The 25,854-nt window shown below is 66.4% G+C and carries 26 protein-coding genes; 10 read left to right on the top strand and 16 right to left on the bottom strand.

Annotated elements, in window-relative coordinates; genetic code table 11:
• Positions 1–4: 4 nt before the first annotated feature.
• From infB to rimP, 4 genes are read right to left on the bottom strand one after another with little or no spacing between them, the layout of a single operon-like run.
• Positions 5–2,530 (bottom strand): translation initiation factor IF-2, encoded by a 2,526-nt coding sequence (gene infB, locus DFR51_RS01850; RefSeq protein ID WP_121047348.1) that lies wholly within the window; start codon positions 2,528–2,530, stop codon positions 5–7.
• Positions 2,531–2,539: 9 nt separating this feature from the next.
• Positions 2,540–3,193: a DUF448 domain-containing protein gene (locus DFR51_RS01845; RefSeq protein ID WP_121047347.1), complete on the bottom strand. Its 654-nt coding sequence runs from the start codon at positions 3,191–3,193 to the stop codon at positions 2,540–2,542.
• Complete coding sequence (gene nusA / locus DFR51_RS01840) at positions 3,180–4,739, bottom strand: transcription termination factor NusA (protein WP_121047346.1); 1,560 nt, start codon at positions 4,737–4,739, stop codon at positions 3,180–3,182. The genes DFR51_RS01845 and nusA overlap by 14 nt, the downstream gene beginning before the upstream one ends.
• Positions 4,739–5,275, bottom strand: coding sequence for a ribosome maturation protein RimP (gene rimP / locus DFR51_RS01835; RefSeq protein ID WP_121047345.1), 537 nt, complete (start codon positions 5,273–5,275; stop codon positions 4,739–4,741). Before rimP ends, nusA begins: the two co-directional genes overlap by 1 nt.
• 217 nt (positions 5,276–5,492) lie before the next feature.
• Here rimP and DFR51_RS01830 point away from each other — a divergent pair, with 217 nt between their 5' ends.
• Positions 5,493–6,647: a PQQ-dependent sugar dehydrogenase gene (locus tag DFR51_RS01830; RefSeq protein WP_121047344.1), complete on the top strand. Its 1,155-nt coding sequence runs from the start codon at positions 5,493–5,495 to the stop codon at positions 6,645–6,647.
• Between the two features lie 3 nt (positions 6,648–6,650).
• Here DFR51_RS01830 and DFR51_RS01825 read toward each other — a convergent pair whose 3' ends face one another.
• The 9 genes from DFR51_RS01825 to DFR51_RS01780 all read right to left on the bottom strand — a co-directional run bounded on the left by DFR51_RS01825 (position 6,651) and on the right by DFR51_RS01780 (position 15,977).
• On the bottom strand, positions 6,651–7,451 hold the full coding sequence (locus DFR51_RS01825; RefSeq protein ID WP_121047343.1) for an enoyl-CoA hydratase: 801 nt from the start codon (positions 7,449–7,451) through the stop codon (positions 6,651–6,653).
• A gap of 10 nt (positions 7,452–7,461) precedes the next feature.
• Positions 7,462–8,142, bottom strand: coding sequence for a tRNA (guanosine(46)-N7)-methyltransferase TrmB (gene trmB, locus DFR51_RS01820; protein WP_121047342.1), 681 nt, complete (start codon positions 8,140–8,142; stop codon positions 7,462–7,464).
• Positions 8,143–8,302: 160 nt separating this feature from the next.
• Entirely contained in the window at positions 8,303–8,788 is a 486-nt protein-coding gene (locus DFR51_RS01810) for a hypothetical protein (RefSeq protein WP_121047340.1), read from the bottom strand.
• Between the two features lie 70 nt (positions 8,789–8,858).
• Positions 8,859–10,451 (bottom strand): bifunctional phosphoribosylaminoimidazolecarboxamide formyltransferase/IMP cyclohydrolase, encoded by a 1,593-nt coding sequence (gene purH / locus DFR51_RS01805; RefSeq protein ID WP_121047339.1) that lies wholly within the window; start codon positions 10,449–10,451, stop codon positions 8,859–8,861.
• 15 nt (positions 10,452–10,466) lie between these two features.
• Positions 10,467–12,200 carry a heparinase II/III family protein gene (locus tag DFR51_RS01800; protein WP_121047338.1) on the bottom strand — a complete coding sequence of 578 codons (1,734 nt, stop codon included), beginning with the start codon at positions 12,198–12,200 and terminating at the stop codon, positions 10,467–10,469.
• Positions 12,197–12,868 (bottom strand): ribulose-phosphate 3-epimerase, encoded by a 672-nt coding sequence (gene rpe / locus DFR51_RS01795; protein WP_121047337.1) that lies wholly within the window; start codon positions 12,866–12,868, stop codon positions 12,197–12,199. The genes DFR51_RS01800 and rpe overlap by 4 nt, the downstream gene beginning before the upstream one ends.
• 44 nt (positions 12,869–12,912) lie before the next feature.
• The gene (locus tag DFR51_RS01790) at positions 12,913–14,178 is read right to left on the bottom strand and encodes an RsmB/NOP family class I SAM-dependent RNA methyltransferase (RefSeq protein WP_121047336.1); all 1,266 of its coding nucleotides are present in this window, start codon (positions 14,176–14,178) and stop codon (positions 12,913–12,915) included.
• 2 nt (positions 14,179–14,180) lie between these two features.
• Positions 14,181–15,095, bottom strand: a complete 915-nt coding sequence (gene htpX, locus DFR51_RS01785) for a zinc metalloprotease HtpX (protein WP_121047335.1) — start codon at positions 15,093–15,095, stop codon at positions 14,181–14,183.
• A gap of 57 nt (positions 15,096–15,152) precedes the next feature.
• Entirely contained in the window at positions 15,153–15,977 is an 825-nt protein-coding gene (locus DFR51_RS01780) for an SDR family NAD(P)-dependent oxidoreductase (RefSeq protein ID WP_121047334.1), read from the bottom strand.
• An 82-nt stretch (positions 15,978–16,059) separates the two neighbouring features.
• Between DFR51_RS01780 and DFR51_RS01775 the strand changes: the two genes are divergently transcribed.
• On the top strand, positions 16,060–16,203 hold the full coding sequence (locus tag DFR51_RS01775; protein WP_121047333.1) for a succinate dehydrogenase assembly factor 4: 144 nt from the start codon (positions 16,060–16,062) through the stop codon (positions 16,201–16,203).
• A 56-nt stretch (positions 16,204–16,259) separates the two neighbouring features.
• On the opposite strand, the gene DFR51_RS01770 is transcribed toward DFR51_RS01775, so the two are convergent.
• The 3 genes from DFR51_RS01770 to tsaD all read right to left on the bottom strand — a co-directional run bounded on the left by DFR51_RS01770 (position 16,260) and on the right by tsaD (position 19,623).
• Positions 16,260–17,429 carry a trypsin-like serine protease gene (locus tag DFR51_RS01770; RefSeq protein ID WP_160119115.1) on the bottom strand — a complete coding sequence of 390 codons (1,170 nt, stop codon included), beginning with the start codon at positions 17,427–17,429 and terminating at the stop codon, positions 16,260–16,262.
• A 197-nt stretch (positions 17,430–17,626) separates the two neighbouring features.
• Positions 17,627–18,604, bottom strand: a complete 978-nt coding sequence (locus DFR51_RS01765; RefSeq protein ID WP_121047331.1) for an NAD(P)H-dependent glycerol-3-phosphate dehydrogenase — start codon at positions 18,602–18,604, stop codon at positions 17,627–17,629.
• Complete coding sequence (tsaD, locus tag DFR51_RS01760) at positions 18,601–19,623, bottom strand: tRNA (adenosine(37)-N6)-threonylcarbamoyltransferase complex transferase subunit TsaD (protein ID WP_121047330.1); 1,023 nt, start codon at positions 19,621–19,623, stop codon at positions 18,601–18,603. The genes DFR51_RS01765 and tsaD overlap by 4 nt, the downstream gene beginning before the upstream one ends.
• Positions 19,624–19,660: 37 nt before the next feature.
• Here tsaD and hemC point away from each other — a divergent pair, with 37 nt between their 5' ends.
• The 8 genes from hemC to lptB all read left to right on the top strand — a co-directional run bounded on the left by hemC (position 19,661) and on the right by lptB (position 25,852).
• On the top strand, positions 19,661–20,587 hold the full coding sequence (hemC, locus tag DFR51_RS01755; protein ID WP_121047329.1) for a hydroxymethylbilane synthase: 927 nt from the start codon (positions 19,661–19,663) through the stop codon (positions 20,585–20,587).
• The gene (locus tag DFR51_RS01750; protein WP_121047328.1) at positions 20,584–21,291 is read left to right on the top strand and encodes a uroporphyrinogen-III synthase; all 708 of its coding nucleotides are present in this window, start codon (positions 20,584–20,586) and stop codon (positions 21,289–21,291) included. The genes hemC and DFR51_RS01750 overlap by 4 nt, the downstream gene beginning before the upstream one ends.
• Positions 21,288–22,355 (top strand): COG4223 family protein, encoded by a 1,068-nt coding sequence (locus DFR51_RS01745; RefSeq protein ID WP_121047327.1) that lies wholly within the window; start codon positions 21,288–21,290, stop codon positions 22,353–22,355. Before DFR51_RS01750 ends, DFR51_RS01745 begins: the two co-directional genes overlap by 4 nt.
• A 56-nt stretch (positions 22,356–22,411) precedes the next feature.
• Positions 22,412–23,161 (top strand): TerC family protein, encoded by a 750-nt coding sequence (locus DFR51_RS01740; protein WP_121049594.1) that lies wholly within the window; start codon positions 22,412–22,414, stop codon positions 23,159–23,161.
• Positions 23,158–23,775, top strand: coding sequence for a ribonuclease D (locus tag DFR51_RS01735; protein ID WP_121047326.1), 618 nt, complete (start codon positions 23,158–23,160; stop codon positions 23,773–23,775). The genes DFR51_RS01740 and DFR51_RS01735 overlap by 4 nt, the downstream gene beginning before the upstream one ends.
• 11 nt (positions 23,776–23,786) lie before the next feature.
• Positions 23,787–24,416, top strand: coding sequence for an LPS export ABC transporter periplasmic protein LptC (gene lptC, locus DFR51_RS01730; RefSeq protein ID WP_121047325.1), 630 nt, complete (start codon positions 23,787–23,789; stop codon positions 24,414–24,416).
• Positions 24,413–24,949 (top strand): LptA/OstA family protein, encoded by a 537-nt coding sequence (locus DFR51_RS01725; protein WP_121047324.1) that lies wholly within the window; start codon positions 24,413–24,415, stop codon positions 24,947–24,949. Before lptC ends, DFR51_RS01725 begins: the two co-directional genes overlap by 4 nt.
• Positions 24,950–25,081: 132 nt before the next feature.
• Positions 25,082–25,852 (top strand): LPS export ABC transporter ATP-binding protein, encoded by a 771-nt coding sequence (gene lptB / locus DFR51_RS01720; RefSeq protein WP_121047323.1) that lies wholly within the window; start codon positions 25,082–25,084, stop codon positions 25,850–25,852.
• Positions 25,853–25,854: the final 2 nt, after the last annotated feature.

Raw genomic sequence — 25,854 nt, 5'->3', positions numbered from 1 at the left:
CGCCCTAGAGCGTCCGCTCACGCTCCTCGACCTCGAACGTCTCAAGGTAGTCGCCCGCCTTGATGTCCGTCGTGGCTTCAAGCGTGACACCGCATTCGAGACCGGCGCGCACTTCGGCAACGTCGTCCTTGAAGCGTCTGAGTGAGGACACCGAACCGTTGTAGATGATGACATCGTCGCGCATGACACGCGCCTTGAGCGCCTTGCGGATGAAGCCCTCGAGGACGAGAAGACCAGCGGCCTTGCCGTGCTTGCCCGCTTGGAAAACCTCGCGGATTTCGGCGCGGCCGACGACGTGTTCGATCTTTTCGGGGCCGAGCTGGCCGGCCATCGCCGCCTTCACATCGTCCACGAGATCGTAGATCACGTCGTAGTACTTCAGTGCGACGCCGCGCTGCTCGGCAATCTCGCGGGCCTTGGCGTTGGCGCGCACGCCGAAGCCGATGATCGGCGCGCCCGAAGCACTTGCCAGCGTCACATCGGATTCGGTGATGCCGCCGACACCCGAATGCAGCACGCGGGCTTTGATGTCGTCCGTTGAGATCCGGTTCACCGCCGCCACAATCGCCTCGACCGAACCCTGCACGTCGCCCTTGACGATGAGCGGGTATTCGAGCGCCTGCTTTTCCTTGAGCGCCGAGAACATCGTTTCGAGGTTCGCCGGTGCCTGCGTGGTGCGCTTGCGCTGGAGGACGGAGGCGCGATAGGCCGCGATCTCGCGGGCACGCGCTTCGTTCTCAACGACCGCGAACACGTCGCCTGCCATCGGCGTACCGGAAAGACCCAGCACCTCAACGGGCTTGGACGGGCCGGCTTCCTTCACCTGCACGCCGCGATCGTCGACGAGCGCGCGCACCTTGCCCCATTCGGCGCCGACGACGAAGATGTCGCCGACACGAACGGTGCCGCGGCTGACGAGCACGGTCGCGACCGGGCCGCGCCCCTTGTCGAGCTTCGCCTCGATCACCGTGCCTTCGCCCGGACGATTCGGGTTCGCCTTCAGTTCCAGAAGCTCGGCCTGCAGCAGGATCGCATCCAGCAGCTTGTCGAGGTTCGTCTTCTTGAGCGCCGAGACTTCCACGTCCTGCACGTCGCCGCCCATGTCTTCGACGACGACTTCGTGCTGCAGCAGTTCCTCGCGCACCTTCTGCGGCTTGGAACCGGGCTTGTCGCTCTTGTTGATCGCAACGATCATCGGCACGCCGGCCGCCTTCGTGTGGCTGATCGCCTCGATCGACTGCGGCTTCAGGCCGTCGTCGCCCGCGACCACCAGCACGACGATGTCGGTGACATTCGCACCACGGCCGCGCATCTCGGTGAACGCCTCGTGGCCGGGCGTATCGAGGAAGGTGACGATGTCGCCCGTGGCGACCTTCACCTGATACGCGCCGATGTGCTGCGTGATGCCGCCCGCTTCGCCCGACACGACATCGGTTCCGCGCAGTGCGTCGAGCAGCGAGGTCTTGCCGTGATCGACATGGCCCATGATGGTGACGACCGGGGGACGCGGCATCAGATCGGTGTCGTTGTCCGCCTCGCCTTCGAGACCGATTTCGACGTCCGAATCGCTGACGCGCTTGATGTTGTGCCCGAACTCGGTGACGAGCAGTTCGGCCGTGTCCTGGTCGATGGTCGTGTTGATCGTTGCCATCGAACCCATCTTGAACAGCGCCTTCACGAGGTCGGCGCCCTTCTCGGCCATGCGGTTCGCGAGCTCCTGCACGGTGATCGCCTCGGGAACGACCACGTCGCGCACCTGCTTCGCCTGATTGGCGCCGCCGATATGCGCGCGGCGCTCCTTCTCGCGTGCGCGGCGGAGCGCGGCGAGACTGCGGGCGCGGCCGTTCTCGTCGCCTTCGAGTGCGCGCGTAACGGTGAGCTTGCCCGAACGGCGATGATCCTCGCCACGTCCGCGTGCAGGCTTCGGCGCCTCCTTGCGCACGGGCAGCGGCGGACCGCGGCGGACGCTGCGGGCATTTTCGTCGTCGCCAGCCGCAGCTTCGCGCTTTGCCGTCGGTGCAGGCGCGGCCGGGGTCGCGGCAGGCTGCGGTTCCTGCGCAGGCGCAGGTTCGGGCGCTGCAGGCGCAGCTTCGCGGGCCTCTTCCTCGCGGCGCTTTTCCTCAGCGCGGCGGCGTTCGGCTTCGGCAGCCTCGGCGCGCACGGCTTCTTCGCGGCGGCGCTGGTCTTCCAGCATCTGGAGACGCGCTTCCTCTGCCTCGCGCAGAAGCTGAGCCTGCCGCTCCTGACGCGACATCAGGTCGTTCGGCGGCGCAACGGGCCGCGGCTTCGGCGCTTCGACAACAGGCTTCGGCGGCGCAGCGACGGGCGCAGGCGCCTCGGGGGCGGCTTCCACCACCGTTTCCTCGGGCGCGCCATCGGGCCGTCCGAGTACGCGCCGACGCTTCACCTCGACGACGACGGACTTGGTCCGGCCGTGGCTGAAGCTCTGCTTGACCTTGCCGACGTCTACCGTGCGCTTGATTCCAAGCGGTGCACGTGCGCCCAGCTTCGGTTTGTTTTCGTCGCTCATTCGTACCCTTTACAACCCAAGTCCAGCGGGCGGCTCACCGCCCTCAATTCCGATTCCGTCATGCAGGCCGAGATACGCGCGCCAACGGCCGACCGCAGACTCGACGCGAAGCGCCGCCTGCCGGTCGCGAAGCGCGGCATGTACCACATTGGCCTGCCCGAGCGCCAAGGACAATTCATCCCGGCCCGCGGGCAAGGCGATTGCTTTGGCCTTTCCGCCCGCCGAATGCAACCGCTGCGCCAGCTTGCGCACCCCGTCCGGCGCCGCGTCGGCGGCGTGCAGCACAAGCCGCGCCTCGCCGCTGTCCACCGCCCCTGCGATGCGGTCGCTGCCGAGGAGCAGATTGCCTGCGCGAAGCTCCAGCCCCAGCCGGTCGAGCGCGGCGCGTTTCAGGCCGGTTTCGATACGCTCGGCCATGCCGTCGGGCACGCGTTTCACATCGCCCTTGAAGGCGCGTTGCAGCGCGCCCTTCAGCTTGCCCTTGGCCTCGGCTTCCGCAACGAGCGCGCGGTCAGGCTTCACCCACGCGCCGCGACCCGGCGCGCGCGCGCCGATGTCCGGCAGAACCTCGCCGTCGGGGGAAAGCGCGAGCCGCACAAGTGCGTCCCGCCCTTCACGCTCACCGCTAATTATGCAGCGACGTTCGGGCTCATGCTTCGGCATCCGCGGGTGCGTCCTCCCCGGATGCGTCTTCGCCCTCGAACCAGTGGGCGCGGGCCGCCATGATGATGCGGTTGCCGTCGGCTTCGCTGAGGCCGTACTCCTTGAGCACGCCCTCGCGCTTGGAGACGAGTTCGTCGGTCGCGAGATCGCCGAGATCGTCGAGCGTCTTGATGCCGGCCTTGCCGAGCGTCACGAGCATCTTCTCGGTCAGCCCCTCGATCTCGCCAAGCGCGTCCTCGACGCCGAGCGCGCGGCGCTCCTCGCGGGCCGCGGCCTCGCGGCGCTCCAGCCCCTCGGTGGCACGGTTCTGAAGCTCGCCAGCGAGATCCTCGTCGAAGCCCTCGATCGCGGCGAGCTCCTCGGTCTCGACGTAAGCGACTTCCTCGAGCTCCGTGAAGCCCTCTGCGACGAGCAGCTGTGCGAGCGTCTCGTCCACATCGAGTTCGTTCATGAACATCTCGGACCGCTCGACGAATTCCTTCTGGCGGCGTTCACTTTCGTCGGCCTCGGTCATGATGTCGATCTGGTGACCGGTCAGCTGGCTGGCGAGGCGCACGTTCTGGCCGCGACGACCGATGGCGAGCGAAAGCTGGTCGTCGGGAACGACCACCTCGATGCGCTGCTCTTCCTCGTCGATCACGACCTTCGCCACTTCGGCGGGCTGCAGCGCGTTCACCACGAAGGTCGCGATGTCGGGCGACCAGGGGATGATGTCGATCTTCTCGCCCTGCAGTTCCTGCACGACCGCCTGCACGCGGCTGCCCTTCATGCCGACGCACGCGCCGACCGGATCGATCGACGAGTCGCGGCTGATGACGCCGATCTTCGCGCGGCTGCCCGGATCACGCGCAACGGCCTTGATTTCGATGATGCCGTCGTAAATCTCGGGCACTTCCTGCGCGAACAGCTTCTTCATGTATTCGCCCGCCGCGCGCGACAGGAAAATCTGCGGGCCACGGTTTTCCCGGCGCACGTCCTTGATGAGGCACCGCACGCGGTCGTTCACGCGCAGGATTTCGCGCGGGATCTGCTGGTCACGGCGGATGACGCCCTCGGCGCGGCCGAGGTCGACGACGACGTGGCCGAACTCGACACGCTTGACGACGCCCGTCGTCACCTCGTTCACGCGGTCCTTGAATTCCTCGTACTGACGCTCGCGCTCGGCATCGCGCACCTTCTGCACGATCACCTGCTTCGCCGCCTGCGCGGCAATGCGGCCGAACTCGATCGGCGGCAGCGGGTCGACGACGAAGTCGCCGATGGCGCTCTTCTTGTCGCGCTTCTGCGCGTCGACAAGACTGATCTGCTTGAAATGATCCTCAGGCGCCTCGACCACTTCGAGCACGCGCCACAGGCGCATTTCGCCCGAGACCGGATCGATCTTGGCGCGGATGTCGTTCTCGGCGCCGTAGCGGGCGCGGGCGGCGCGCTGGATGGCCTCTTCCATCGCCTCGATCACGATCATGCGATCGATCGACTTCTCGCGCGCAACAGCGTCGGCAATCGCCAGCAGCTCGGCCTTGTTGGCGGAAATCGCGGTGGCCATCAGTCGTCTTCCTCTTCTTCTTCGTCTAACGCGTCGACGCCCTCGCTGGAGAGCGGCTTCGTTGCCTTGATGAGATCATCGGTCAACACCAGCTTCGCGCTGGCTATATTTGCAAACGGCACCGCGGTTTCGCCGAGTCCCTCGACAGCGATGCGTACCATAGCATTTTCGATGCCGAGAATGTGCCCCTGAAGTCGCTTCCGCCCCTCCACCGGTTCGGCGAGCTGCATCTTCGCGACATATCCGGCCCAGTCGGCAAAATCCTGAAGCCGGGTCAGCGGACGGTCGATCCCGGGCGAACTCACTTCCAGATTATATTCATCCGGAATCGGGTCGACCTCGTCGAGCATGTCCGACACGCGGCGGCTCAGCGCCGCACACTGGTCGATGGTGAGCTGCCGCGTCGCCGGGTCTTCCGCCATCACCTGCAGCGTCAGCCCGCCCGCACCCTTCATCAGCGCGACACGCACAAGATCGAAGCCCATCGCAGTTGCGATCGGCTCCACCAGTGCCTCGAGCGCTTTTGTGTCCGTCAAACTCCAGCCTCCCTAGCGGATACACCCCTTCGGCGCCGGTCCCGAACCTTGGAACCGACCTCCGCTTGGACTACCCATGTGGAGAACGCCGCTCATATAGGCGCAAAGCCCGCGCCCTGCAAGAGAGGCCGCCCGGGGAGCGCCATAGGCATTTGTCAGTGGCCGAACATCTGGCTAGCCTGCGGCCATTCCCCCGAATGTTGGAGACATTGCCGCAATGATCCGCTCCCTATCCGCGCTCGCCTTCGTTTCCGCGCTCGGCCTTGCCGCCTGCGGCGCGAACGGCACCGCCGCCGGCGACAACGCCGACACCGCCCCGGCCGCCACGGCAAAGAGCGGCAAACCCTTCACCGCCGCCGAAATGGGCACGTTCGAAGAGCCGTGGGCGCTCGCCTTCCTCCCAGATGGCCGCCTCCTCATCACCGAAAAGAAGGGCGTGCTGAAGCTCGTCCGCCTTGGGGGCGAAACGGTCGATGTCGCTGGCGTGCCCAATGTCGATTACGGTGGACAGGGCGGCCTCGGCGACGTCGCGGTGCACCCTGATTTCGCGAACAACGGCTATATCTATCTCAGCTTCGCAGAAGCGGGAGACGGCGGCACGCGCGGTGCCGCGATCGCGCGCGGCAAGCTGGTTCTGGAGGGCGGCCCGCCCCGCATCGAAGGCCTTCAGGTGATCTGGCGTCAGGAACCGAAGGTCACCGGTCGCGGCCACTACGGCCACCGAATCGCCTTCGGCCCCGACGGCATGATGTACGTGTCGAGCGGCGAGCGGCAGAAGTTCGATCCCGCGCAGGACCTCACCGCAAACCTCGGCAAGATCGTGCGCCTTTCCGACACGGGCATGATCCCCTCGGACAATCCGTTCTACGATCAGGGCCGCGTGAAGGCGCAGGTCTGGGCCTATGGTATTCGCAATCCGCTCGGCATCGATTTCGACAGTGAAGGGCGCCTGTGGGAAACGGAGATGGGCCCGGCGGGCGGCGATGAGCTCAATCTCATCCGCAAAGGCGTGAACTACGGCTACCCGAAAGCCTCGAACGGCGATCACTACGACGGCAAGCCGATCCCCGACCACAAGCCCGGCGACGGCTTTGAACCGCCGAAGGTCTTCTGGAATCCCTCGATCTCGCCATCAAGTCTGCTCATCTACAAGGGCGACCTGTTCCCCGAATGGAAGGGCGACGCCTTCATCGGCGCGCTTTCCGGCGAGGCACTGATTCGCGTAGACCTTGATGGCGAAACCGCGGCCAAGGCCGACGAGTGGCCGATGGACGCCCGCATCCGCGCGGTGGAGCAAGGCCCGGACGGCGCGATCTGGCTGCTGGAGGACGGGAAAAACGGCCGCCTGTTGAAGCTGACGTCCGCGTCTTGAGCCTCAGGAATCGGTCCAGACGGGATCGCGTTTCGCGATGAAGGCGCCGATGCCCTCGCAGGCGTCGGCCGCCATCATGTTTTCTGCCATCACCGTCGACGCATAGGCATAGGCCTCGGCGAGCGGCATTTCGCGCTGCGCATAGAAAGCGCGCTTGCCGATGCCGACCGTCAGCTGCGATCGCCCCGCGATCTGCGCTGCGAGCGCCATCGTCTCGGCGGTGAGCGCGGCGTCATCCACCACGCGGTTGACGAGGCCGATTTCGGCGGCGCGCTCTGCATCGATCAGATCGCCGGTCAGCAGCATTTCCATCGCGTGCTTCGCCGAAAGGTTGCGCGTCAGCGCCACCATCGGTGTTGAGCAGAACAGCCCGATCCGCACGCCCGGTGTCGCGAACCGCGCGGCCCTGCCCGCCACGGCAAGGTCGCAGCTCGCAACGAGCTGGCACCCGGCGGCCGTCGCGACGCCCGCAACTTCGGCGATCACCGGGCAGCGATGGTTCACGATTTCCTGCATCAGCTGGCCGCACGCCTCGAACAGCCGAATGAACGCGCCGCGCCCGCCATCCTCCGCGGCGCGCGCTGCATCCATTTCCTTGAGATCATGCCCGGCGGAAAACACATGCCCGGCCGCCGCGATCACGATGACCCGCACGTCGCGGTCCACATCCGCCGCGCGGAGAGCCGCGCGAAGCGCCTCGATCATCGCGAAGGACAGGCTGTTGCGCGAAGAAGACGCATTCAGCGTCAACCGAAGAACGCCGCCTTCCATTGTGGTCGTTACAAAGGCTTCGTTCGCGGTCATGTCATTCTCCCTATTTCCGCAGATATCGGAAATACCAGATCGGGCGTCCTTCACCGGCAGCCCATTCGCCGTAACGCGTTGCGGGCCAGTCGTCGGGGCGAGTTTCCCAGTCGGACGCCCGCTCGGCAAGCCATTCGAAATCGTCGCGCCGCGCCATCTGCATCACCGCCCAGCGCATGTAGACAGGATGATCGGTGGCCAGCCGGAACTCGCCGCCCGGCTTCAGCTTCGCGGCGATCAAGTCGAGCGGCCCGGGATTGACGAAGCGTCGCTTCGCGTGCCGCGCCTTCGGCCACGGATCGGGGTGCAGCAGATAAACGCGCTCCAACACCGCATCGGGCAGACGCTCCAGTACGTTCAGCGCATCGCCGTCGTGGACGCGGACATTCGAAAGCCCCTCATCCTCGATATGGCCGAGCAACCCGGTCACGCCGTTCAGGAACGGCTCGCAGCCGATGAATCCGGTTTCCGGTCGTGCGCCGGCGTGGGCAACGAGGTGTTCCCCCTTGCCGAACCCGATCTCCAGCTCCAGCGGGCACGCCTTGCCGAACAGCCGCGCCGCATCCAGCGGGCCTTCTTTGGGCACCGCCACGGTGGGCAGCAATTCCTCGACAAGCCGCTGCGCCCGGTTACGCAGCGCAAACGCCTGTCGCCTTCCGTACAGGCGGCGGATTGTGGTCGGATCGGACATCAAAACTCTTCATCAGAGACTGAAGATAGGCTTTCATTCGGGTCAGGCTGAGCCGAAAGGCGTGGTCTGCGAGAACCGGAGCGGAGCGGACTTTAAGGTCCGTGAGCACCGGAAGCGCAGGAGACCGCGTCTTGCAGGCCAGCATCACCCGAATGAAAGCCTATCTTGGGCGGCAGGCCTTGCCTTCATACTGATGCCGATGCAACCGGTATTCCTTGCCGTTCCAGCGCTCGACCGGGAAGCAGAAACCGGGGCCTCCGATCTCGATGTCCGGCCAACCGCCCGCGCCTTTCGTGGCGAGCAGGTTCGGGATGCCGGGGCCGCCGGTGATCAGTTTCCAGCCGCCCGCCGCCTGTTTGCTGACGATGGCGTACCCCATGCCGGTGTTGCCAAAGCAATAGCTGCTGCCCTCGGTGATGATCGCTTCCGGCTGGCCGTCGCCGTTCACATCGCGCACCGTTTCGATCGTGCCGGGTGTGTAGGCCGCCGTGCCCGGATCGCCGCAGCCTTCCCAGCGGTTCCCCTTTTTCGCGAACCCCGCCGCCTTGAACGCCGCCGCCGTATCGGCGGGCGAAAGCTTCATGTCCGCCGCCAGCGCCGTAGATGCTGAAAACGCCAACGCTATGCCGAGACAGAGAACACGCATGGCTTCCTCCCTCACCCTGTTGCGAAGGTGGGAAGCTACGCCTTTCAAAGCGAAAGAAGAACGATTCGTCCTAGTGCCGGAAGTGGCGCATCCCCGTGAATGCCATGGCGAGGCCCTTCTCGTTCGCTGCAGCGATAACCTCGTCGTCGCGGATCGAACCGCCCGGCTGGATCACTGCCGTCGCGCCCGCCTCCGCAGCCGCGAGCAGCCCGTCCGCAAACGGGAAGAAGGCATCCGAAGCCACCGCCGAGCCGACCGTCTTCGACTGCGCCCATCCCGCCGCATCGGCAGCGTCGCGTGCCTTCCAGGCAGCGATGCGCGCCGAATCGAGGCGGCTCATCTGCCCCGCGCCGATGCCCGCGGTCGCGCCGTCCTTGGCGTAGACGATCGCGTTCGATTTCACATGCTTTGCGACGCGCCACGCGAACAGCATGTCGGCAAGTTCCTGCGGGCTCGGCTGACGCGCGGTGACGATCTTGAGATCCGTCTCGGCGATGCTGCCGTTGTCGCGCGATTGCAGCAGATAGCCGCCCGCGATGGTCTTGAGCGCAAGGCCGCCGCGCGCCGGGTCCGGCAACGCGGTGAGCAGCAGGCGCAGGTTCTTCTTCTTTGCGAAGATCGCAAGCGCGGCCTCATCGGCATCGGGCGCAACGACGACTTCAGTGAAGATGCCGGTGATCGCTTCCGCCGCTGCCGCATCGAGCGGCCGGTTGACCGCGATGATCCCGCCGAACGCCGACACCGGATCGCACGCCAGCGCCGCCGCATAGGCATCGGCAAGGCTCGCGCCCGTCGCCACGCCGCACGGGTTCGCGTGCTTGATGATCGCGACGGCAGGCCCCGCGTCCTTGAACTCGGCAATGAGTTCGAGCGCGCCGTCGGCGTCGTTCAGATTGTTGTAGCTGAGTTCCTTGCCCTGCACCTGCCGGGCCTGCCCGATACCGTTCGTGTGCGGCCCGCGCGGCGCATAGAACGCCGCCTTCTGATGCGGATTCTCGCCGTAGCGCAGTTCACCGCCGCATGTCATCGCGAGCGTCAGCGTATCGGGAAACAGCTTCCCCTGATCGCCGAATGCAAACCACGAGGAGATCGCGCTGTCATATGCCGCCGTCGCCGCGAACGCCTTCGCGGCGAGCCGCTTCCTCAGCGCAAGGTCAGTCGCTCCGTCATTGGCATCAAGCGCCGCGATGAACTCCGCGTAGTCGGCGGGATCGGTGAGGATCGCGACATAACCGTGGTTCTTCGCCGCAGAGCGCACCATCGAAGGACCGCCGATATCGATGTTCTCGATAATCTCGTCACGCGCGGCGCCCTTCGCCACCGTTGCCTCGAATGGGTAGAGGTTCACCACCACCACGTCGATCGGCGTGATGTCGTGGTCGCGCATCGCGGCGGCGTGCTCGGGATGATCGCGCAGCGCCAGAAGCCCGCCGTGCACCTTCGGATGCAGCGTCTTCACGCGCCCGTCCATCATCTCGGGAAAGCCGGTGTGCTCGGAGACGTCCTTCACGGCGAGCCCCGCGTCGCGCAGCGCCTTCGCCGTGCCGCCCGTCGAGAGCAGTTCGACACCGCGCGCAGCGAGCGCTTTCGCGAGGTCGACCACGCCCGTCTTGTCCGAAACCGAAATCAGTGCCCGGGTGACCTTCACCGGCATCTCGCTCATCGTATGTCCTGCCTGTTACTTGCTTGCGCGCTTGAACGACCACTTGACCGTCGCGCCGCCACTTTCCGTTTCGCCGCTGACAACGATCTGCGCCACGCTGCGATGTTTGCCGCTTTCGTCGACGAAGATGCTCTCGTCAACCGTCAGGTGGCCGCCGCGCACCTTCATCTGCCACACGCGCCCCGCCGCCATCTTCACAAGCGCGCCCTTGCCGTCTGCCGTCGGCGTCGCCTCGACACCCGGCGCGAGGTGGAAACGCACGTCGAACGGCAGCGCCTTGCGGCGCCCGAGCAGCCGTGTCGCGCGCGCGGGTTCGAGTGCATCCTCGCCCCGAATGTCGCGCCCGTCGGCGGCAAGGAAGATGCGGCGGCGATGGATGACGCCGAAGCGCTTCGCATAGCCGTCGTGCGTCGCGTCGAGCCAGCAGCCCTCCTCACTCTCATGGCGCGTAACGACGACTTCGCCGACGCCCTTGCCGAGCCCGCCGCCGCCGAGCAGCCGCGTTGAATTGGTATCGTTCACGATGAGCGTCGAATGCGCCGCCGTCGTACGCAGCAAACCGGCAAGGGCATCCGGCAGCGCCGCCGCCGCGCCGTCCGAGCCGCCGCAGTTGATGATCATGCGCGCGTCGCCGTCCGACATTTCGAAGGCGAGCGTGCCCGCGTGCGCACCGCTGCCCGCGTCCTTCGCGGGCGGCGGACCCGCATCGACGATGATTACGGTCTTGCCCGCATCCATGCGCTGGAAACCGGATGATGCGCCGTTCCGCGTCGGCCGCACGTTGCCGCCGACAAGCGCGAGCGCCTTTGCGATCCGCTCTGGCGCGCAGACGTTACCGCCGTGGATCGAAGCGAGCCGCCCGTCACCGAGCATCAGGCCCTTCACGCCCGACGAAACCGTCTCGATCGCCTCGGCGACAACTTCGGAAACCTCGGTCTTGCGCGCTTCATAAAAGGCGCGGAGCGTCAGCAGCCGTTCGAGCAGCGCAAGCGCGTCCGAAGGCCGCCGGCTCGCAACCCCGCCACCCGGAAGCAGCACGTCTTCGAGCGCCTTCCGCAGCGCGTTTTCCGCACGCACCGTCCGCGCCGCACCTTCGGGCAGGATGAGCCCCGCCGCAAGCAAGCCTGCCGACGCCTCCACGCGCGGCATGCCTTCGGGCATCTTCTCGCACGCGCGGTCCACATGGCGTGCGGCGCGGGCGAGATGATTGAGCACGAGGCTGCGATAGATCGGCTCGCTGCGCGACAGGATATAGGGCGCATACAGCGGCCAGAACATCAGCCGCCGTCCCGCGAGATCGGCGCGCCATGCGAGTTCGTCGTACTCGCGGTAGCTGGCGAGCCACGCCTCGACGACCAGCTCGGCAATGATCGCGCCCTTCTTGCGGTCACTTGCCGCCGCAAGGTCGCGCAGCCATTCGAAGCCGTGTAACCATTCCCGCCACGCAAGGGGCGCGCGCGACGTCGCGAAGTTGAGTGTGCGGACCGCTTCCGTATGCCCGCCGAAGCTGAGCTTGCCCGCGGTGATCTCCCGGCCCTGGGCAATATCGCCTGCAATCGGGTCCGCCGTCACGGCGAGCAGTTTCAGCGGCGGCCGTCCGCGCAGCTTGCGGTTGTGGAGCGGCGTCGCATAGCCGATGCGGGCGAGCTTTTCAGAGAGGCGCGCACCGAGCGTCCGCGCAGCACCGCGCCCGCGCGTCAAGCGCTGGCCGTCTCGCCCGCCGTCGTCCCTGCCGCCCGCATCACTCACGCCGCGCCGCCTCCGCGTAGCCGCGCGATGTTTGCTCCGTAGGCATCCGGGCCGCCGCGGAACGTCGCCGTCCCCGCCACAAGCACGTCCGCGCCCGCCGCGATGGCGCGCGGCGCGGTCGCCGTGTCGATGCCGCCGTCGACTTCAAGGTCGATGGTCTTGCCGGTCGCGTCGATCAGCTTGCGGATCGCCTCGATCTTGCGAAGCTGGCTGTCGATAAACGACTGCCCGCCGAAACCAGGATTCACGCTCATCACGAGCACAAGATCGAGATCTTCGATCACATAGTCGAGCACGCTGAGCGGCGTCGCGGGATTGAGCACCACGCCCGCCTTCTTGCCGAGCGCGCGGATCGTCTGGACCGTGCGGTGCAGGTGCGGCCCCGATTCGGGGTGCACGGAAAGAATGTCCGCGCCCGCTGCCGCGAAGGCTTCGAGATACGGATCGACCGGCGCGATCATCAGATGCACGTCGAAGGGTTTCGCCGTGTGCGGCCGCAACGCCTTCACCACGGCAGGTCCGATCGTGATGTTGGGCACAAAATGCCCATCCATCACATCGACATGGATATAGTCCGCACCCGCCGCATCGATGCGGCGCACCTCGGCGCCGAGCTCGGCAAAATCAGCGGAAAGGATGGAAGGCGCGATACGGACAGGCTGCTGCATGTGACCGGCTTTAACATCCCGTGCCGGGAGGTCAAATTCGCGCCTCAAACCCTCGCGATGCGCGCCATGAAAAACCCGTCGAGGCCCCCGTCGGCGGCAAGCTGGCCGGGCAGTGTCCGCACGAAACCCTCGGGATTCGGCGCGATTCCGGCAGGAGGTTCATCCGGCGCCACCGGGATCACGCGCGCCCACGGCGTCCGCGAAAGGAACGCCGCGACCTGCGACTCGCCTTCGTCCCGTTCCAGCGAACACACGCAATAGAGCATCCGCCCGCCGGGCTTCAGCGTGTCGAACGCATGATCCATCAGCGCTGCCTGCATCCGCACGAGTTCGCCGATCTGGCGCGCCGATTTCAGGTGGAGGACGTCCGGGTGCCGCCGGAAGATGCCGGTGCCCGAACAAGGCGCATCGAGCAGCACGGCATCGAGCAGCGCAGGCGGTTTCCACTTCAGCGCGTCAGCCGCGACCACCTCCGCCGAAAGCGCCGTGCGTTCGAGATTTTCGCGTACCCGCGCAATGCGATTTTCGGAAATGTCGAGCGCGATCACCTGCGCGCCTGCCGCGGCAAGCTGCAGTGTCTTGCCGCCCGGTGCCGCGCAAAGATCGGCGACCGTCTCTCCCGCCTTTGCGGCCAGCAACCGCGCGGGCAGCGACGCCGCCAGATCCTGCACCCACCATGCGCCCTCTTCGAATCCCGGCAGCTCTTCGATGCGCCCATGCCGCGCGAGCCGGACATGGCCGGGCACCAGCGACGTACCGCCCAGCCGTTCCACCCACGCCGCCGTATCGGCAGCATCCCGCAGCGTCAGGTCGAGCGGCGGCTCCGCCCCAAGCCCCACGGAAGCAGCCGCGATCACATCCTCGCCCCACGATGTGCCCCAGCGCACCGTCCACATATCAGGCAGCGTGGGCGGAGACGGCAGCGTCGCGCCCTGCTTCAGCAGGGTAGAAAGCACCCCGTGCGCAAGCCTGCGCGGTCCGCCTTCAAGGAGCGGCAGCGCCGTCGCGATCACCGCGTGCGGCGGCGTTTCCAGCAGGATCGTCTGAACGAGCGCCATGCGCAGCACCATGCGCGCGCGGGCATCGTCGGGCAGCGGCTTCTTCGTTGCGCCGTCGATCAGCGCATCGAGATCGGGAAGATGCCGCAGCACGCCCGAAACGATGGCGCGCGCGAGGCCGCGATCGGCGGGCGCATCGAGCTTGCGGAACGCGCGGTCGATGCTGCGGTCAAGCGGCTCGCCGCGCCAAAGCACGGCTTGCAGGAGCGCGAGCGCCGCGGCGCGCGCGGGTACACCGGAAATCTGCTCCATGCTCAGCGACGACGCTTGAGCGGATCGAGCGCGCTCACACGGCCGCGCTGGGCGGCCTCCTGAATGCTCTGCGGACGCGTGCCCTGCCCCATGTCCTGCGCGATGCGGCTGAGCGCCGCGACGCGGTTTTCAGGGTTCGGGTGCGTGGAGAACAGATTGTCCATGCCGCCGCCCATCAGCGGCTCGACGATATAGAGCTGCGCCGCCGCCGGATTCCTCTGCGCATAGGGGTTGGGGATGCGCGCCGCGCCCGCCGCGAGCTTCTGGAGTGCGGAGGCGAGCTTCATCGGCTTGCCGCTGATTTCGGCACCCGCGCGGTCCGCGCCATATTCACGCGTGCGGCTGATCGCCATCTGCACCAGCATCGCGGCCAGCGGCGCAACGATCACTGCCGCGATGATCGCGAGCGGGTTACGGTTGTTGCCGCCCGCAAACAACGCGAAATTGCCAAGCATCGAAATTGCGCCGGCCAGCGTCGCCGTCACCGTCATCAGCAGTGTGTCGCGATTTTTCACGTGGCCGAGTTCATGCGCCATCACCGCCTCGATCTCGTCCCGGTCGAGGATGCGCAGCAGGCCGGTGGTTGCCGCAACCGCGGCGTTCTCCGGGTTGCGTCCCGTCGCGAACGCGTTCGGGGCATCGGTATCGATGATGAACACTTTCGGCATCGGCAGGCCCGCACGCAGCGCGAGGTTTTTCACCAGGCCCACGAATTCCGGTGCGCTCCGTTCGTCCACCTCGCGCGCGTTGTGCATCCGCAGCACCATCTTGTCCGCGTTCCAGATCGCGAACAGATTCATGCCGCCGGAAATCAGAAGCGCGATCAGCGCACCGCCACTGCCGCCGAGCATGTAGCCCAGCCCCATGAACAGCGCCGTCAGCGCCGCCAGCAGCATCACCGTCTTCATCTGACCCATGTTACGCGAGGCTCCTTCGTTCCTCGCGTCATATTATCGGGAGCCGCCCGCCCCGCTTCAAGACTTTCCGCTGCCGAGGAAGCCGCCGATGCGCCGGAAATATCCAACCGGGAACAAGCGTGTCATCAGGTCGATGAAGCGCGCATCGTTGCCGATGAGCACACGGTGCTGTCCCCGCTCCATACCGCGGATGATCGTTTCGGCCGCCTCGTCGGGCGTGGTGCGCGCGGCCTTTTCGAATTCGTCGCCGGAATCGAGCGCATTTGTCCGTCCGTCCATGCTCTTGATGAACTTCGCGTTGCGCGCGACGTTGGTCTTGATGCCGCCGGGGTGCACGCGGATCACGCTGATGTGTGGATCGGTCTCGGCGAGTTCCAGATACAGCGCCTCGGTGAGCCCACGCACCGCATATTTGGAAGCGTTGTAGGCGGACTGGGTGGGGTAGCCCATCATGCCGAAAACCGAAGAGATGTTCACCAGCCACGCATCCTTGGATTTCCGCAGGTGCGGGATGGCATGACGGCAGCCGTTCACCACCGCATCGAAGTTCACCGCCATCACCCGGTCGAAATCGGCCTTCGGCGTGTCTGCGAACGGCGCCACCACCGAAAGCCCCGCGTTGTTGATGATGCCGTCGAGCTTGCCGAATTCGGCGGCGGCGGCATCGATCCAATCTTTCAGCGCCGCTTCGTCCGTCACGTCGAACGTCGTGCTTGTATGCGGATAGTTGCCGAGCATCCGCGCGGTCTCGGCGAGACCGGCCGCGTCCTTGTCGGAAAGCGCCAGCTTCGCCCCGCGCTTGGCGAGCCCGATCGCGAGCGCGCGCCCGATGCCGCTTCCGGCGCCCGTTACGGCAATGGCTCGGCCTTCAAGGCTTTTCATGTCGTCTGCCTCCCCCTATCTCACCCGCATGGTGCCGCGCCCGCCCGCGCACGCACAGCTATGAATATGGTGGAAGAGCCCGATGGAAGAGAAGAAGCCCGCGAAAGCGGCCAAGCCCTTGAAGCCCGATGCGGCGCCGAAGGTGAAGGAAGAGGGCGGACCCGCCGGCCCTGATCCGGTGCGTTACGGAGACTGGGAAAGGAAAGGCATCGCCGTCGATTTCTGACGGCGATGCCTTTTTAGAAACGCCGCGGGCCGGGGGGCTGCGGCGTTCGGGGGAAGTTATGCGGTCTTGCGGCGGCGGCGCGCGGCGAGCGCTCCGACGACACCAAGCCCGAACAGGCCGATCATGCCCGGCTCGGGCAGGAAGATCATGCGCAGGTCGCCCCGCAGCATCGCATAGATCTCGTCGAGGTAGAACGACACGCGCGTGTCGCCCGATATCTCGCCGAAGCTCGAGTTGGTGCAGGCGTTCGACACCGGCGTAACGCCCGCATCGACGCCAGGCGCGTTCGAATCGGGATCGATGAAGCCCGGGCCGCAACCGCCGTCGAATATGCCCCCGGTGATGCCGAACGAGGTGATGCCCGCGATCAGGCCGTCGATGAAGGTCGGACCACCCGAATCGCCCGGCGAGCTGTTCGCTTCCGTCCTCACGCCGTCGATCACGACGCCGGTGTCGTGCGCGAAGCAGAGTTCGAGCCCGCCGCAGAAGGCGCGGTCCACCGTGCCGAACACGTCATTCTCGTCGAGGCCGCTGTCAAAGTCGAACAGCAGCACGCCGTCGCCGACATCCGAGAAAATGTCGCTGCCGAGCCCTTCGTAAATGTTGTTACCGGCGCGCTTGTCGAAATCGTCCGTCGCGGGCGTGATGCCGCGCGTGCCCGCCGTGCCTTCGCCGGTCGTGCCGAAGCCCACCTTGGTGTGAATCTGGCCGAGTTCATCGTTCTCCGTGTAGACCCCGTAGATCTCTTCGCCGTTCGCCGCCGATTTCTTCAGCTTGATGAACGCGATGTCGTTGCTCGGAAAATCGAAGTCGGGATGGACCCAGTAGCTGAAGGCTTCGTATTCGGCGTCAAAGGTCGTGCCGGCAAGGCCATTGCCCGCGCCCGTGCGGAAGCGGATCCGGTTGAGATCGGAATCATCAACGCAGTGCGCCGCCGTGACGACGACATCCGCGGCGATAAAGGTGCCGGTGCAGACCGTGATGAACCCAGCCGCATCGAGCGAATCCGTGTTCATGATGAGACCGCCGACGCCCGAATAGGCGCTCGCTCCAATCTTAAATTGCGGATCGTTCACCTGGCTGGCGCTTGAAACCACCAGCTTCGGCTGCAGCAGAGCCTTGTTGTCCGCCATCGAAACCTTGGTGATTCCACCGGCAAGCGCAGACGACGAAGCAACCAGCCCCAGCGCAATCGCAGAGGCTCCAACGAGAATGGATTTTTGCATGTTTTCCCACCCTGATACCAGAGACGCAAACCCCTCCCAGCAGGGGTACGCACGGCGTGCCGCGTGGCGGTCACGCAGATGGGGCGGGTCCAAGCAAGAGCCGCGCCACATTGGCGAAACTCAGCGAAAACATATGGTTAATATTCCGGCACAGCAATCTTGTTATTCGGTTGTAAAATTTGCCGACAAGAGCTGACTCAAATGTCCTCGCTGCGCAGCGGTCGGGAAAGCAGCTCGGCGATCACCGTATCCACCGACGCGCTGCCGTCGAGCAAACTGCACACCGCGCGCGTGATCGGCATGTCGACGCCAAGCTCATCCGCCGCTGCCTGCAGGACGGGCGCCGTGAACGCCCCTTCGGCCACCGTCAGCCGGTCGCTGAGCAGTTCCCCGGCGCTCTTGCCTTCACCGAGCCCGTGCCCAAGCGAGAAATTGCGCGACTGCGTCGAGGAGCAGGTAAGCACCAGATCGCCAAGCCCGGAGAGCCCGCGCATCGTTTCGGAACGCGCGCCCTTCGCGATGCCGAAGCGCAGCATTTCGGCAAAGCCCCGGCTGATGAGCGCGGCGCGCGCGTTCTCGCCGAGCCTGCGCCCGACGACGACGCCGCACGCGATCGCGAGCACGTTCTTGATCGCGCCGCCCACCTCCGCGCCAATCACGTCGTCGGTCCAGTAAGGGCGGAAGCGCGGCGCAGCGATGCGCGCGATCAGCTGCTCGGCGAGCGCGCGGTCGGCGCACGCAAATGTAATCGCGGTCGGCAGCCCCATCGCCACCTCGCGCGCGAACGTCGGCCCGGAAAGCACGGCGAGCGGCGCGTCCGGTAGCACCTCGCCCGCCACCTCGCCAACGAGCCGCCGCGTCGACGCTTCAATGCCCTTGGCGCAGAGCACGATCGGCGTATCCCGGTTCGGCACGCCGCCAAGCACGCTGCGCACATGCTGCGCAGGCGCCACGACGAGCAGCATCCCGCAATCGCCGAGCGCATCAAGATCACCCGTTGCGGTGATCGCTTCGGAAAGCCGCACGCCGGGCAGGAACAGACGGTTCTCGCGCGCGACATTGATGTCCTCGACCACGTCGGGCTCACGCGCCCACAGCACCACGTCGCCGCTTCCCGCAGCGACCTCCGCAAGCGCCGTGCCCCACGCGCCGCCGCCGATCACGCCAACCTTCATGCCTTCACTCCTGCCCCGCGCACCGGCTCCGCGTCCGGATCGAGCGGCCAGCGCGCGCGCGCCGGCACGTCGAGCGCATCAGTATATCCGGCGCGCAGCCGTTCGATTCCGGCCCATGCGATCATCGCAGCATTGTCCGTGCAGAGTGCGAGCGGCGGCGCGGTGAAACCGATGCCGCTGTCGTCGGCGAGCCGCTGCAGCGCTGCCCGGATCGCACCGTTCGCCGCGACACCGCCCGCCACGACAAGCCGCGTCGCCTCCGGCATACGCCCGAGCGCGATCCGCGTCCGATCGACAAGACAGTCGACCACCGCCTGCTGAAAACTCGCCGCCAGATCGGGCACCGACCCGCCGGCCGCACGCAACACCGCGCTTTTCAGTCCCGCGAACGAGAAGTTGGAATCCCCGCTCCCCACGAGCGGGCGCGGCAGCGGCACCGCTTTCGGGTTGCCGTCCCTCGCCGCACGCTCCACCGCGGGGCCGCCCGGAAAGCCGAGCCCCAGGATCTTCGCCACCTTGTCGAACGCCTCGCCCGCCGCGTCGTCGATCGTCGTGGCGAGCCGCCGGTAGCGCCCGACGCCTTCCACGCCGAGCAGCTGGCAGTGCCCGCCCGATGTCAGCAGCAGCAGATACGGAAATTCGAGGCCAGGGTCCGCCAGCCGCGCCGAAAGCGCATGACCTTCGAGGTGGTTGACCGCGACGAGCGGCTTGCCGCTCGCCAGCGCCAGCGCCTTGCCGGTCACGAGCCCCACCATCACCCCGCCGATCAGCCCCGGCCCCGCCGTCGCCGCAACGGCATCAAGATCGCCGAACCCCAGTCCGGCCTCGGCCATCACGTCTTCCACAAGCGGCGCCAGCCGGTCGACATGCGCGCGCGCCGCGATCTCCGGCACCACGCCGCCATAGGGGCGGTGCGCCTCCTCCTGCCCCGCGATGCGCTGGGCAAGAATGGTGCGGTTTCCGTCGACGAGCGCCGCTGCCGTTTCGTCGCAGCTCGATTCCAGACCCAGAACGATCATATTGTCTCCGGGCTCGTAACTAGATACGCCGCCCCCCATGCACAAGGCTGAGCCTCTGAAACTCGGAACGCGCGGGTCGCCACTCGCGCTTGTCCAGGCGCGCGCCGTCGCCGCCGCGCTCGTCGCGGCGCACGGCTGGCCGGAAGACAGTGTCGAAATCGTCCCGATCAAGACCACCGGTGACAAGGTGCAGGACCGTCCCCTCGCCGAGATCGGCGGCAAGGCGCTGTGGACCAAGGAGCTCGACCGCGCACTCCTCGCCCGAGACATCGATTTCGCCGTCCACTCCGCGAAAGACATGGAAAGCATCCGGCCGGATGCGATCGCCCTCGCCGCGGCGCTTCCCCGCGCCGACGTGCGCGAACGAATCATCGGCGTCTCCGGCCTCGACGCGTTGAGGCCGGGAATGCGCGTCGGCACCACCTCGCCGCGCCGCGCCGCGCAGCTTCTCGCGCGCGTCCCCGGCCTCGGCCTCGTACCGTTCCGCGGCAACGTCGCGACGCGGCTTGCCCGCATCGATGCCGGCGAAGCCGATGCGACATTGCTCGCAAGCGCGGGACTCGCTCGGCTCGGAATGCACGATGTCGGCGCGCCCATACCTGTTGAGGCGATGCTCCCCGCGCCGGGACAGGCGATCATCGCGATCGAAGCCCGCACCGGCGACGATACCGTCCTCGGGCACCTCGCCGCCATAAACGACGCCGACGCGATGACGGCGCTCGTCGCCGAGCGCGCCTTCGCCGCGGCGCTCGGCGGCAGTTGCCACAGCCCCGTCGCCGCGCTTGCCGAGCGGGACGGCGCAGACTTCCATCTTCGCGCCGAAATCCTCAGCACGGATGGTCAGGAACGCATCGCGGCGGAAGCGCGTTTTTCGGAAAGCGACGCGGCCACCGCCGCTGAAACCCTCGCAAGAACACTATTGAACCGGGCATCGCCCGCCCTTCGGAGTCTCTTTGTAGCATGACTCGTGTCCTGATCACCCGCCCGCAGCCCGGTGCAGCCGACACTGCCGAGCGCCTCCGCGCGCTTGGCCATGAGCCCGTGGTCGCCCCGCTGTTCGAGGTGAAGGCGAAGGAATGGTCGCCGCCTGCCGCCATGCCGGAGGCTGTCATGCTGACAAGCGCCGCGGCAGCGCGCGAAGGCGGCCCGGCGATGGCCCCCTATCTTGGCCTGCCCTGCTTCTGCGTTGGTGCGCGCACCGCCGCCGCCGCGCAGGACGCGGGCTTCACCGATATCCGCACGCCAGAGGTGCGGGACGGCGGAGAGTTGCTCGCCGCCATCGCCGAGGAAGGCGTCGGCGATATTCTGCATCTCTCCGGCATTGAAATCGCCAGCTATCCACCGCCGGCAGGGCTCAGGGTCGAACGCCGCGTTGTTTACGGCGCGCACTTCAACCGCTGGTCCGACGCGGAGCGCAAGGCGGCACAGGCCGCCGAGGTTGCGCTCGTCTATTCGCCGCTCGGCGGAGAGGCGCTTGGCGCCGCGCTTGGTGCGCACCGCAAGGATGTGCGCCTCTCGGCGATCAGCCGCAATGCGGCCGACGCTTCGGGTTCCGGCTGGGCCGCCCGTGCGGTTGCTGCCGCGCCGGATGAGGACGCGTTGTTTGCGGCAGCGGGGCTGTTGTGCGAGAAGCAGAAGCGTAAGGCACCGCTGACGAGGACGCGATGATCGACGACGAAACCCGCGAAACGCCGCGACCGCGCAACTCTTTGCCCTGGGTGCTTGTGGCCGGCCTGCTTCTGTTCGCGGCCGGGCTGCTCCTCAGCCCATGGTTCGAAACGAATATTCGCACGCGCCTGCCCGGTGCGTTGCAGCGCCCCGACGTCGAATCGATCGCGGCACGCGTCGAGCGCGAGGCCGGCGCGATCACGCAGCTCGAAGCGCGCGTCACCGCGCTCGAAACCCGCCCGAGCGCACCTGCGCCGATGGTGGACGGCGCGGGCACGCCGCCCGCGCTGAACGACCCCATGCCGCTCGCACTCGGCACCGGCCCCGGGTCGGAGCGTCTGGCGCGGCTTGAAGCGCGCATCGAAGCGCTCGATCGCGGACAGGCGCAGGCGTCGACGCGTCTCGACAACGTCTCCGCAGAGCTTGCAGGTCTCAACGTGAAGATCGAGCAGGTCGGCGGCAATGCCGCTCGCTCGATCGAAGCGGCCGCCGCAAGCGCTGAAAAGGCGCGCGGCGTGCTGCTGGTCACGGCGGCCAGGCGCGCCGCCGAACAGGGCCAGAGCCTCGCTGTGCTCGCTCCGGCGCTGCGCCGCCATTTCGCCGCCGCCGATGCCGATGCCGTCGAACGGCTGCTCACCGCGTCGCCCGATGCGCCGACGCTCGCCGTGCTGCGCAGCCGCTTCGAACAGATCCGGCCCCAGCTCGCCGAAAGCGCGGCCCCCGAAAAGGCGGATTCGCTCTGGTCGCAATTCAAGGCCGGTGTGGCCAGTCTCGTGCAGGTCCGCGAAAAGGGCGCCTCCGCGACGCAGACCGCCAACGAAGCGCGGCTCGCCGATATGGCGACACGGCTTTCGCAGGGCGATGTCGCAGGCGCACTGCTCGCCATGCAGCGGCTTCCGGCCCGCACCCAGCAGCTTGCCCGGCAATGGCGTATCTCGGCGGAAGCTTACGCGAACAGCTACGGCGCGCTGCAGCAGCTCGAAGCCTCCGTCCTTCTCGAAGATACCGACCTGCCGCTCACCGTGCCCGCGGACAAGAAGCAGAAAAAGTCGCAATCGCTCTAGACGCGCGGCGCTCGAATTCTTGTGCGCGCTTCAACCCACGCTAAGACAGGCGGATGATGGAAAGCCTTATCGAACTGTTTCTGCAGCCGGCGACCTGGGCGGCGCTGATCACTCTGATCGCGATGGAAGTCGTGCTCGGCATCGACAACCTGATCTTCATCTCCATCCTCACCAACAAGCTGCCGGAGGGCCAGCGCGAAAAGGCGCGGCGGATCGGCATCGGCCTTGCGCTCCTGATGCGCCTCGGCCTGCTCGCGACGGTCGCGTTCATTGTCACCCTGGTGAAGCCGGTCATCGAACTTTTCGGGCAGGGCTTCTCGTGGCGAGACATCATTCTCATCGCCGGCGGCCTGTTCCTCGTGTGGAAAGCCACGAAGGAAATCCATCACAGCGTTGATCCGGATCCGAGCGGCGATGTGTTCGATACCAGCAAGGCCGTGATGAGCTTCGGATCGGCGATCACACAGATCATCCTGCTCGATCTCGTCTTCTCGATCGATTCGATCATCACGGCGGTGGGCATGACGGAACACGTGCCGATCATGGTCGTCGCCGTCATCGTCGCGGTGGGATGCATGCTGCTCGCCGCAGACCCGCTCGCCAACTTCATCGACAAGAACCCCACTGTCGTGATGCTCGCACTCGGCTTCCTGCTGATGATCGGCACCACGCTGATCGCCGAAGGCTTCGGCGCGCACGTGCCCAAGGGCTATATCTACGCGGCGATGGCCTTCTCGGTTCTGGTCGAGGTTTTGAACATGCTGTCGCGCCGGGCAAGGCGGCGCCGTGAAGGGAAACAGGATTGACCGCATATCTACACAAGGGCGACCTGCCCGCCGACGTCTTCGCCCCGGGCGCCATCGCCGTGGACTGCGAGGCGATGGGCCTCAACCAGCTGCGCGACCGGCTTTGCGTCGTGCAGCTTTCGGACGGCAGTGGAGACGAGCATCTGGTGCAATTCCCGCTCGGCCAGTTCGATGCGCCCAACCTGAAGGCTGTGCTTACCGATCCGTCGCGGCTCAAGATTCTGCACTTCGCGCGCTTCGACGTCGCGCTCATCCAGCAGTATCTCGGCATCGTTATGGCGCCCGTGTGGTGCACCAAGATCGCTTCGAAGCTTATCCGCACCTACACCGACCGCCACGGTCTCAAGGATCTCGCGCGTGAGGTGATCGGGCAGGACATCTCCAAGCAGCAGCAGTCGTCGGACTGGGGTGCCGAAACGCTTAGCGAGGCGCAGATCGAATATGCCGCGTCCGACGTGCGCTATCTGCACCGCATCAAGGCCATCCTCGAAGAACGGCTGGAGCGGGAAGGGCGCACGGCGCTGGCGCAGGCGTGCTTCGATTTCCTCCCGACGCGCGCAGCGCTCGACCTTGCCGGCTGGGCCGACAAGGATATTTTCAGCCACGAAAGCTGAGCTGAACAACGATGACGCAGGCCGCAGACGAACTTGCCAGCGACCGCCGCCGCTGGGCGATGCCCGGAAGCGCGTGGGATCGCCAGGTCGCCATCCTGAAGCGCCTGCTGCCCGCCACCGCTGCGCTTATCCTGCTCGCCTGCCTCGTCTGGCCGCTCACCGCACAGCAGGAATTCAGCTTCATCCTGTCGCGCGACGGCGTTGAAAAGGCCGGCGAACGCCTGCGCATGGAAGCGCCGATGTATCGCGGTGAAGACAGCAAGGGCCGCCCCTTCAGCATCCTCGCGGACGAGGCCGTGCAGCGCACCTCGAACGAACCGGTCGTGGAGCTGAAGCGCATCGAGGCGCGCCTCACGATGCAGGAAGGTATCGCCACCGTCACCGCGCCGAGCGGCCGCTACGATCTGGAAGCGGAAAAGCTCAATGTCCTCGGCCCGGTCGTTTTCCACCGCCCGGACGGCTATGTTCTGCAAACCGGCGACGTCGCGGTCAGCCTGCCGACCCGCAAGGTGACGAGCGTCGGGCGGGTCAGCGGGCGTATGCCGCTCGGCTCGTTTTCAGCCTCCCGACTCGATGCCGACATGGAAACGCGCGTTGTCACCTTGTCAGGGGGCGTGAAAATGCGGATTACGCAGCGATGATCCGCTCCGCCCTTCTCCTCGCTGCCGCAGCAGCGCTTACCCTCCCCCTCTCCGCGTCCGCGCAGAGCGGCTTCGGCAACTCGGCGCTGAAGGGACACGACACGCGCGCGCCCATCGATATCGACGCGGCGCGTATCGAGGTGCGCGACCGTGATTCGCAGGCGATCTTTTCGGGCGCGGTGCGCGTCGTGCAAGGCAACATGACGCTGAATGCCGCAACGATGCGCGTGTTCTACGAAAATGCCGCGGGCGGTAATCTTGCGATCAACCGGCTCGATGCCGAAGGCGGCGTGCAGCTTGTCAGCCCCAGCGAACGTGTAAGTTCGCGCCTCGGCATCTACGATGTCCAGACCCGCCAGATCACCTTTGTCGGCGGCGTCGTGCTCAATCGCGGCGATAGCGTGCTGCGCGGCGAGCGGCTGGTCATCGACCTTGAAAACGGCCGCTCCACGCTCGACGGCTCGGCAAGCTCGACGGACGGCGGCCCCCGCGTCACCGGCCGCTTCGTGGTGCCCCCGCGCGGTTCGCAGTAACCGCCTAAACGATCCTTTTTATTCTGTTTGGTGCCGTTCGGCTTGCATTGCCGAAACCGACCATGCACAAATTGCGCCAATTGGGCGCCAGCCTGCATTTGTCGTTAAGTATTCGTGAGGTAGAAAGCCGCCATGAGCGAAGTCATGACGATGGAGGACGAGACTCCCGCGGTCGATACCGAACGCGGTCTCGCTGTCGTGTCCATCGGAAAGCGCTATGACAAGCGCGTGGTGCTGCGCGATGTGTCGCTCGGCGTACGGCGGGGCGAGGTCGTCGGACTGCTTGGGCCGAACGGCGCGGGCAAGACGACGTGCTTCTATTCGATCATGGGGCTGGTAATGCCCGATTCGGGCCGCATCCTCCTTGACGGCATCGATATCACCGGCCTTCCCATGTATCGCCGCGCCGCGCTCGGCGTCGGCTATCTGCCCCAGGAAACCTCGATTTTTCGCGGTATGACGGTGGAAGACAATATCCGCGCCGTGCTCGAAGTCTCGGAGCCGGACCCCGCAGCGCGCGAAGCGCGGCTCGATCAGTTGCTCGGCGAATTCTCGATCGCACGGCTCCGCAAGGCGCCTGCCATGTCGCTGTCGGGCGGTGAACGCCGCCGCTGCGAGATCGCCCGCGCGCTCGCCGCGAACCCCTCGATCATGCTCCTCGACGAGCCGTTCGCGGGCATCGATCCCATCTCGATCGCCGACATCCGCAACCTCGTCGGCCATTTGAAGGACCGCAACATCGGCGTCCTCATCACCGACCACAATGTTCGCGAAACGCTTGAGATCGTGGACCGCGCCTGCATCATCTATGATGGCCGCGTGCTCTTCGAGGGCACGCCCGAGGCCCTCGTCGCCGACGAAACAGTGCGCAAGGTCTACCTCGGCGAGGGTTTCAGCCTTTAGCG

It is taken from the genome of Sphingosinicella microcystinivorans, assembly GCF_003634215.1.
Lineage (GTDB): Bacteria > Pseudomonadota > Alphaproteobacteria > Sphingomonadales > Sphingomonadaceae > Sphingosinicella > Sphingosinicella microcystinivorans.
The sequence above is the reverse complement of the archived record's forward strand: the minus strand, read 5'-3'. Positions and strand labels throughout refer to the sequence as shown.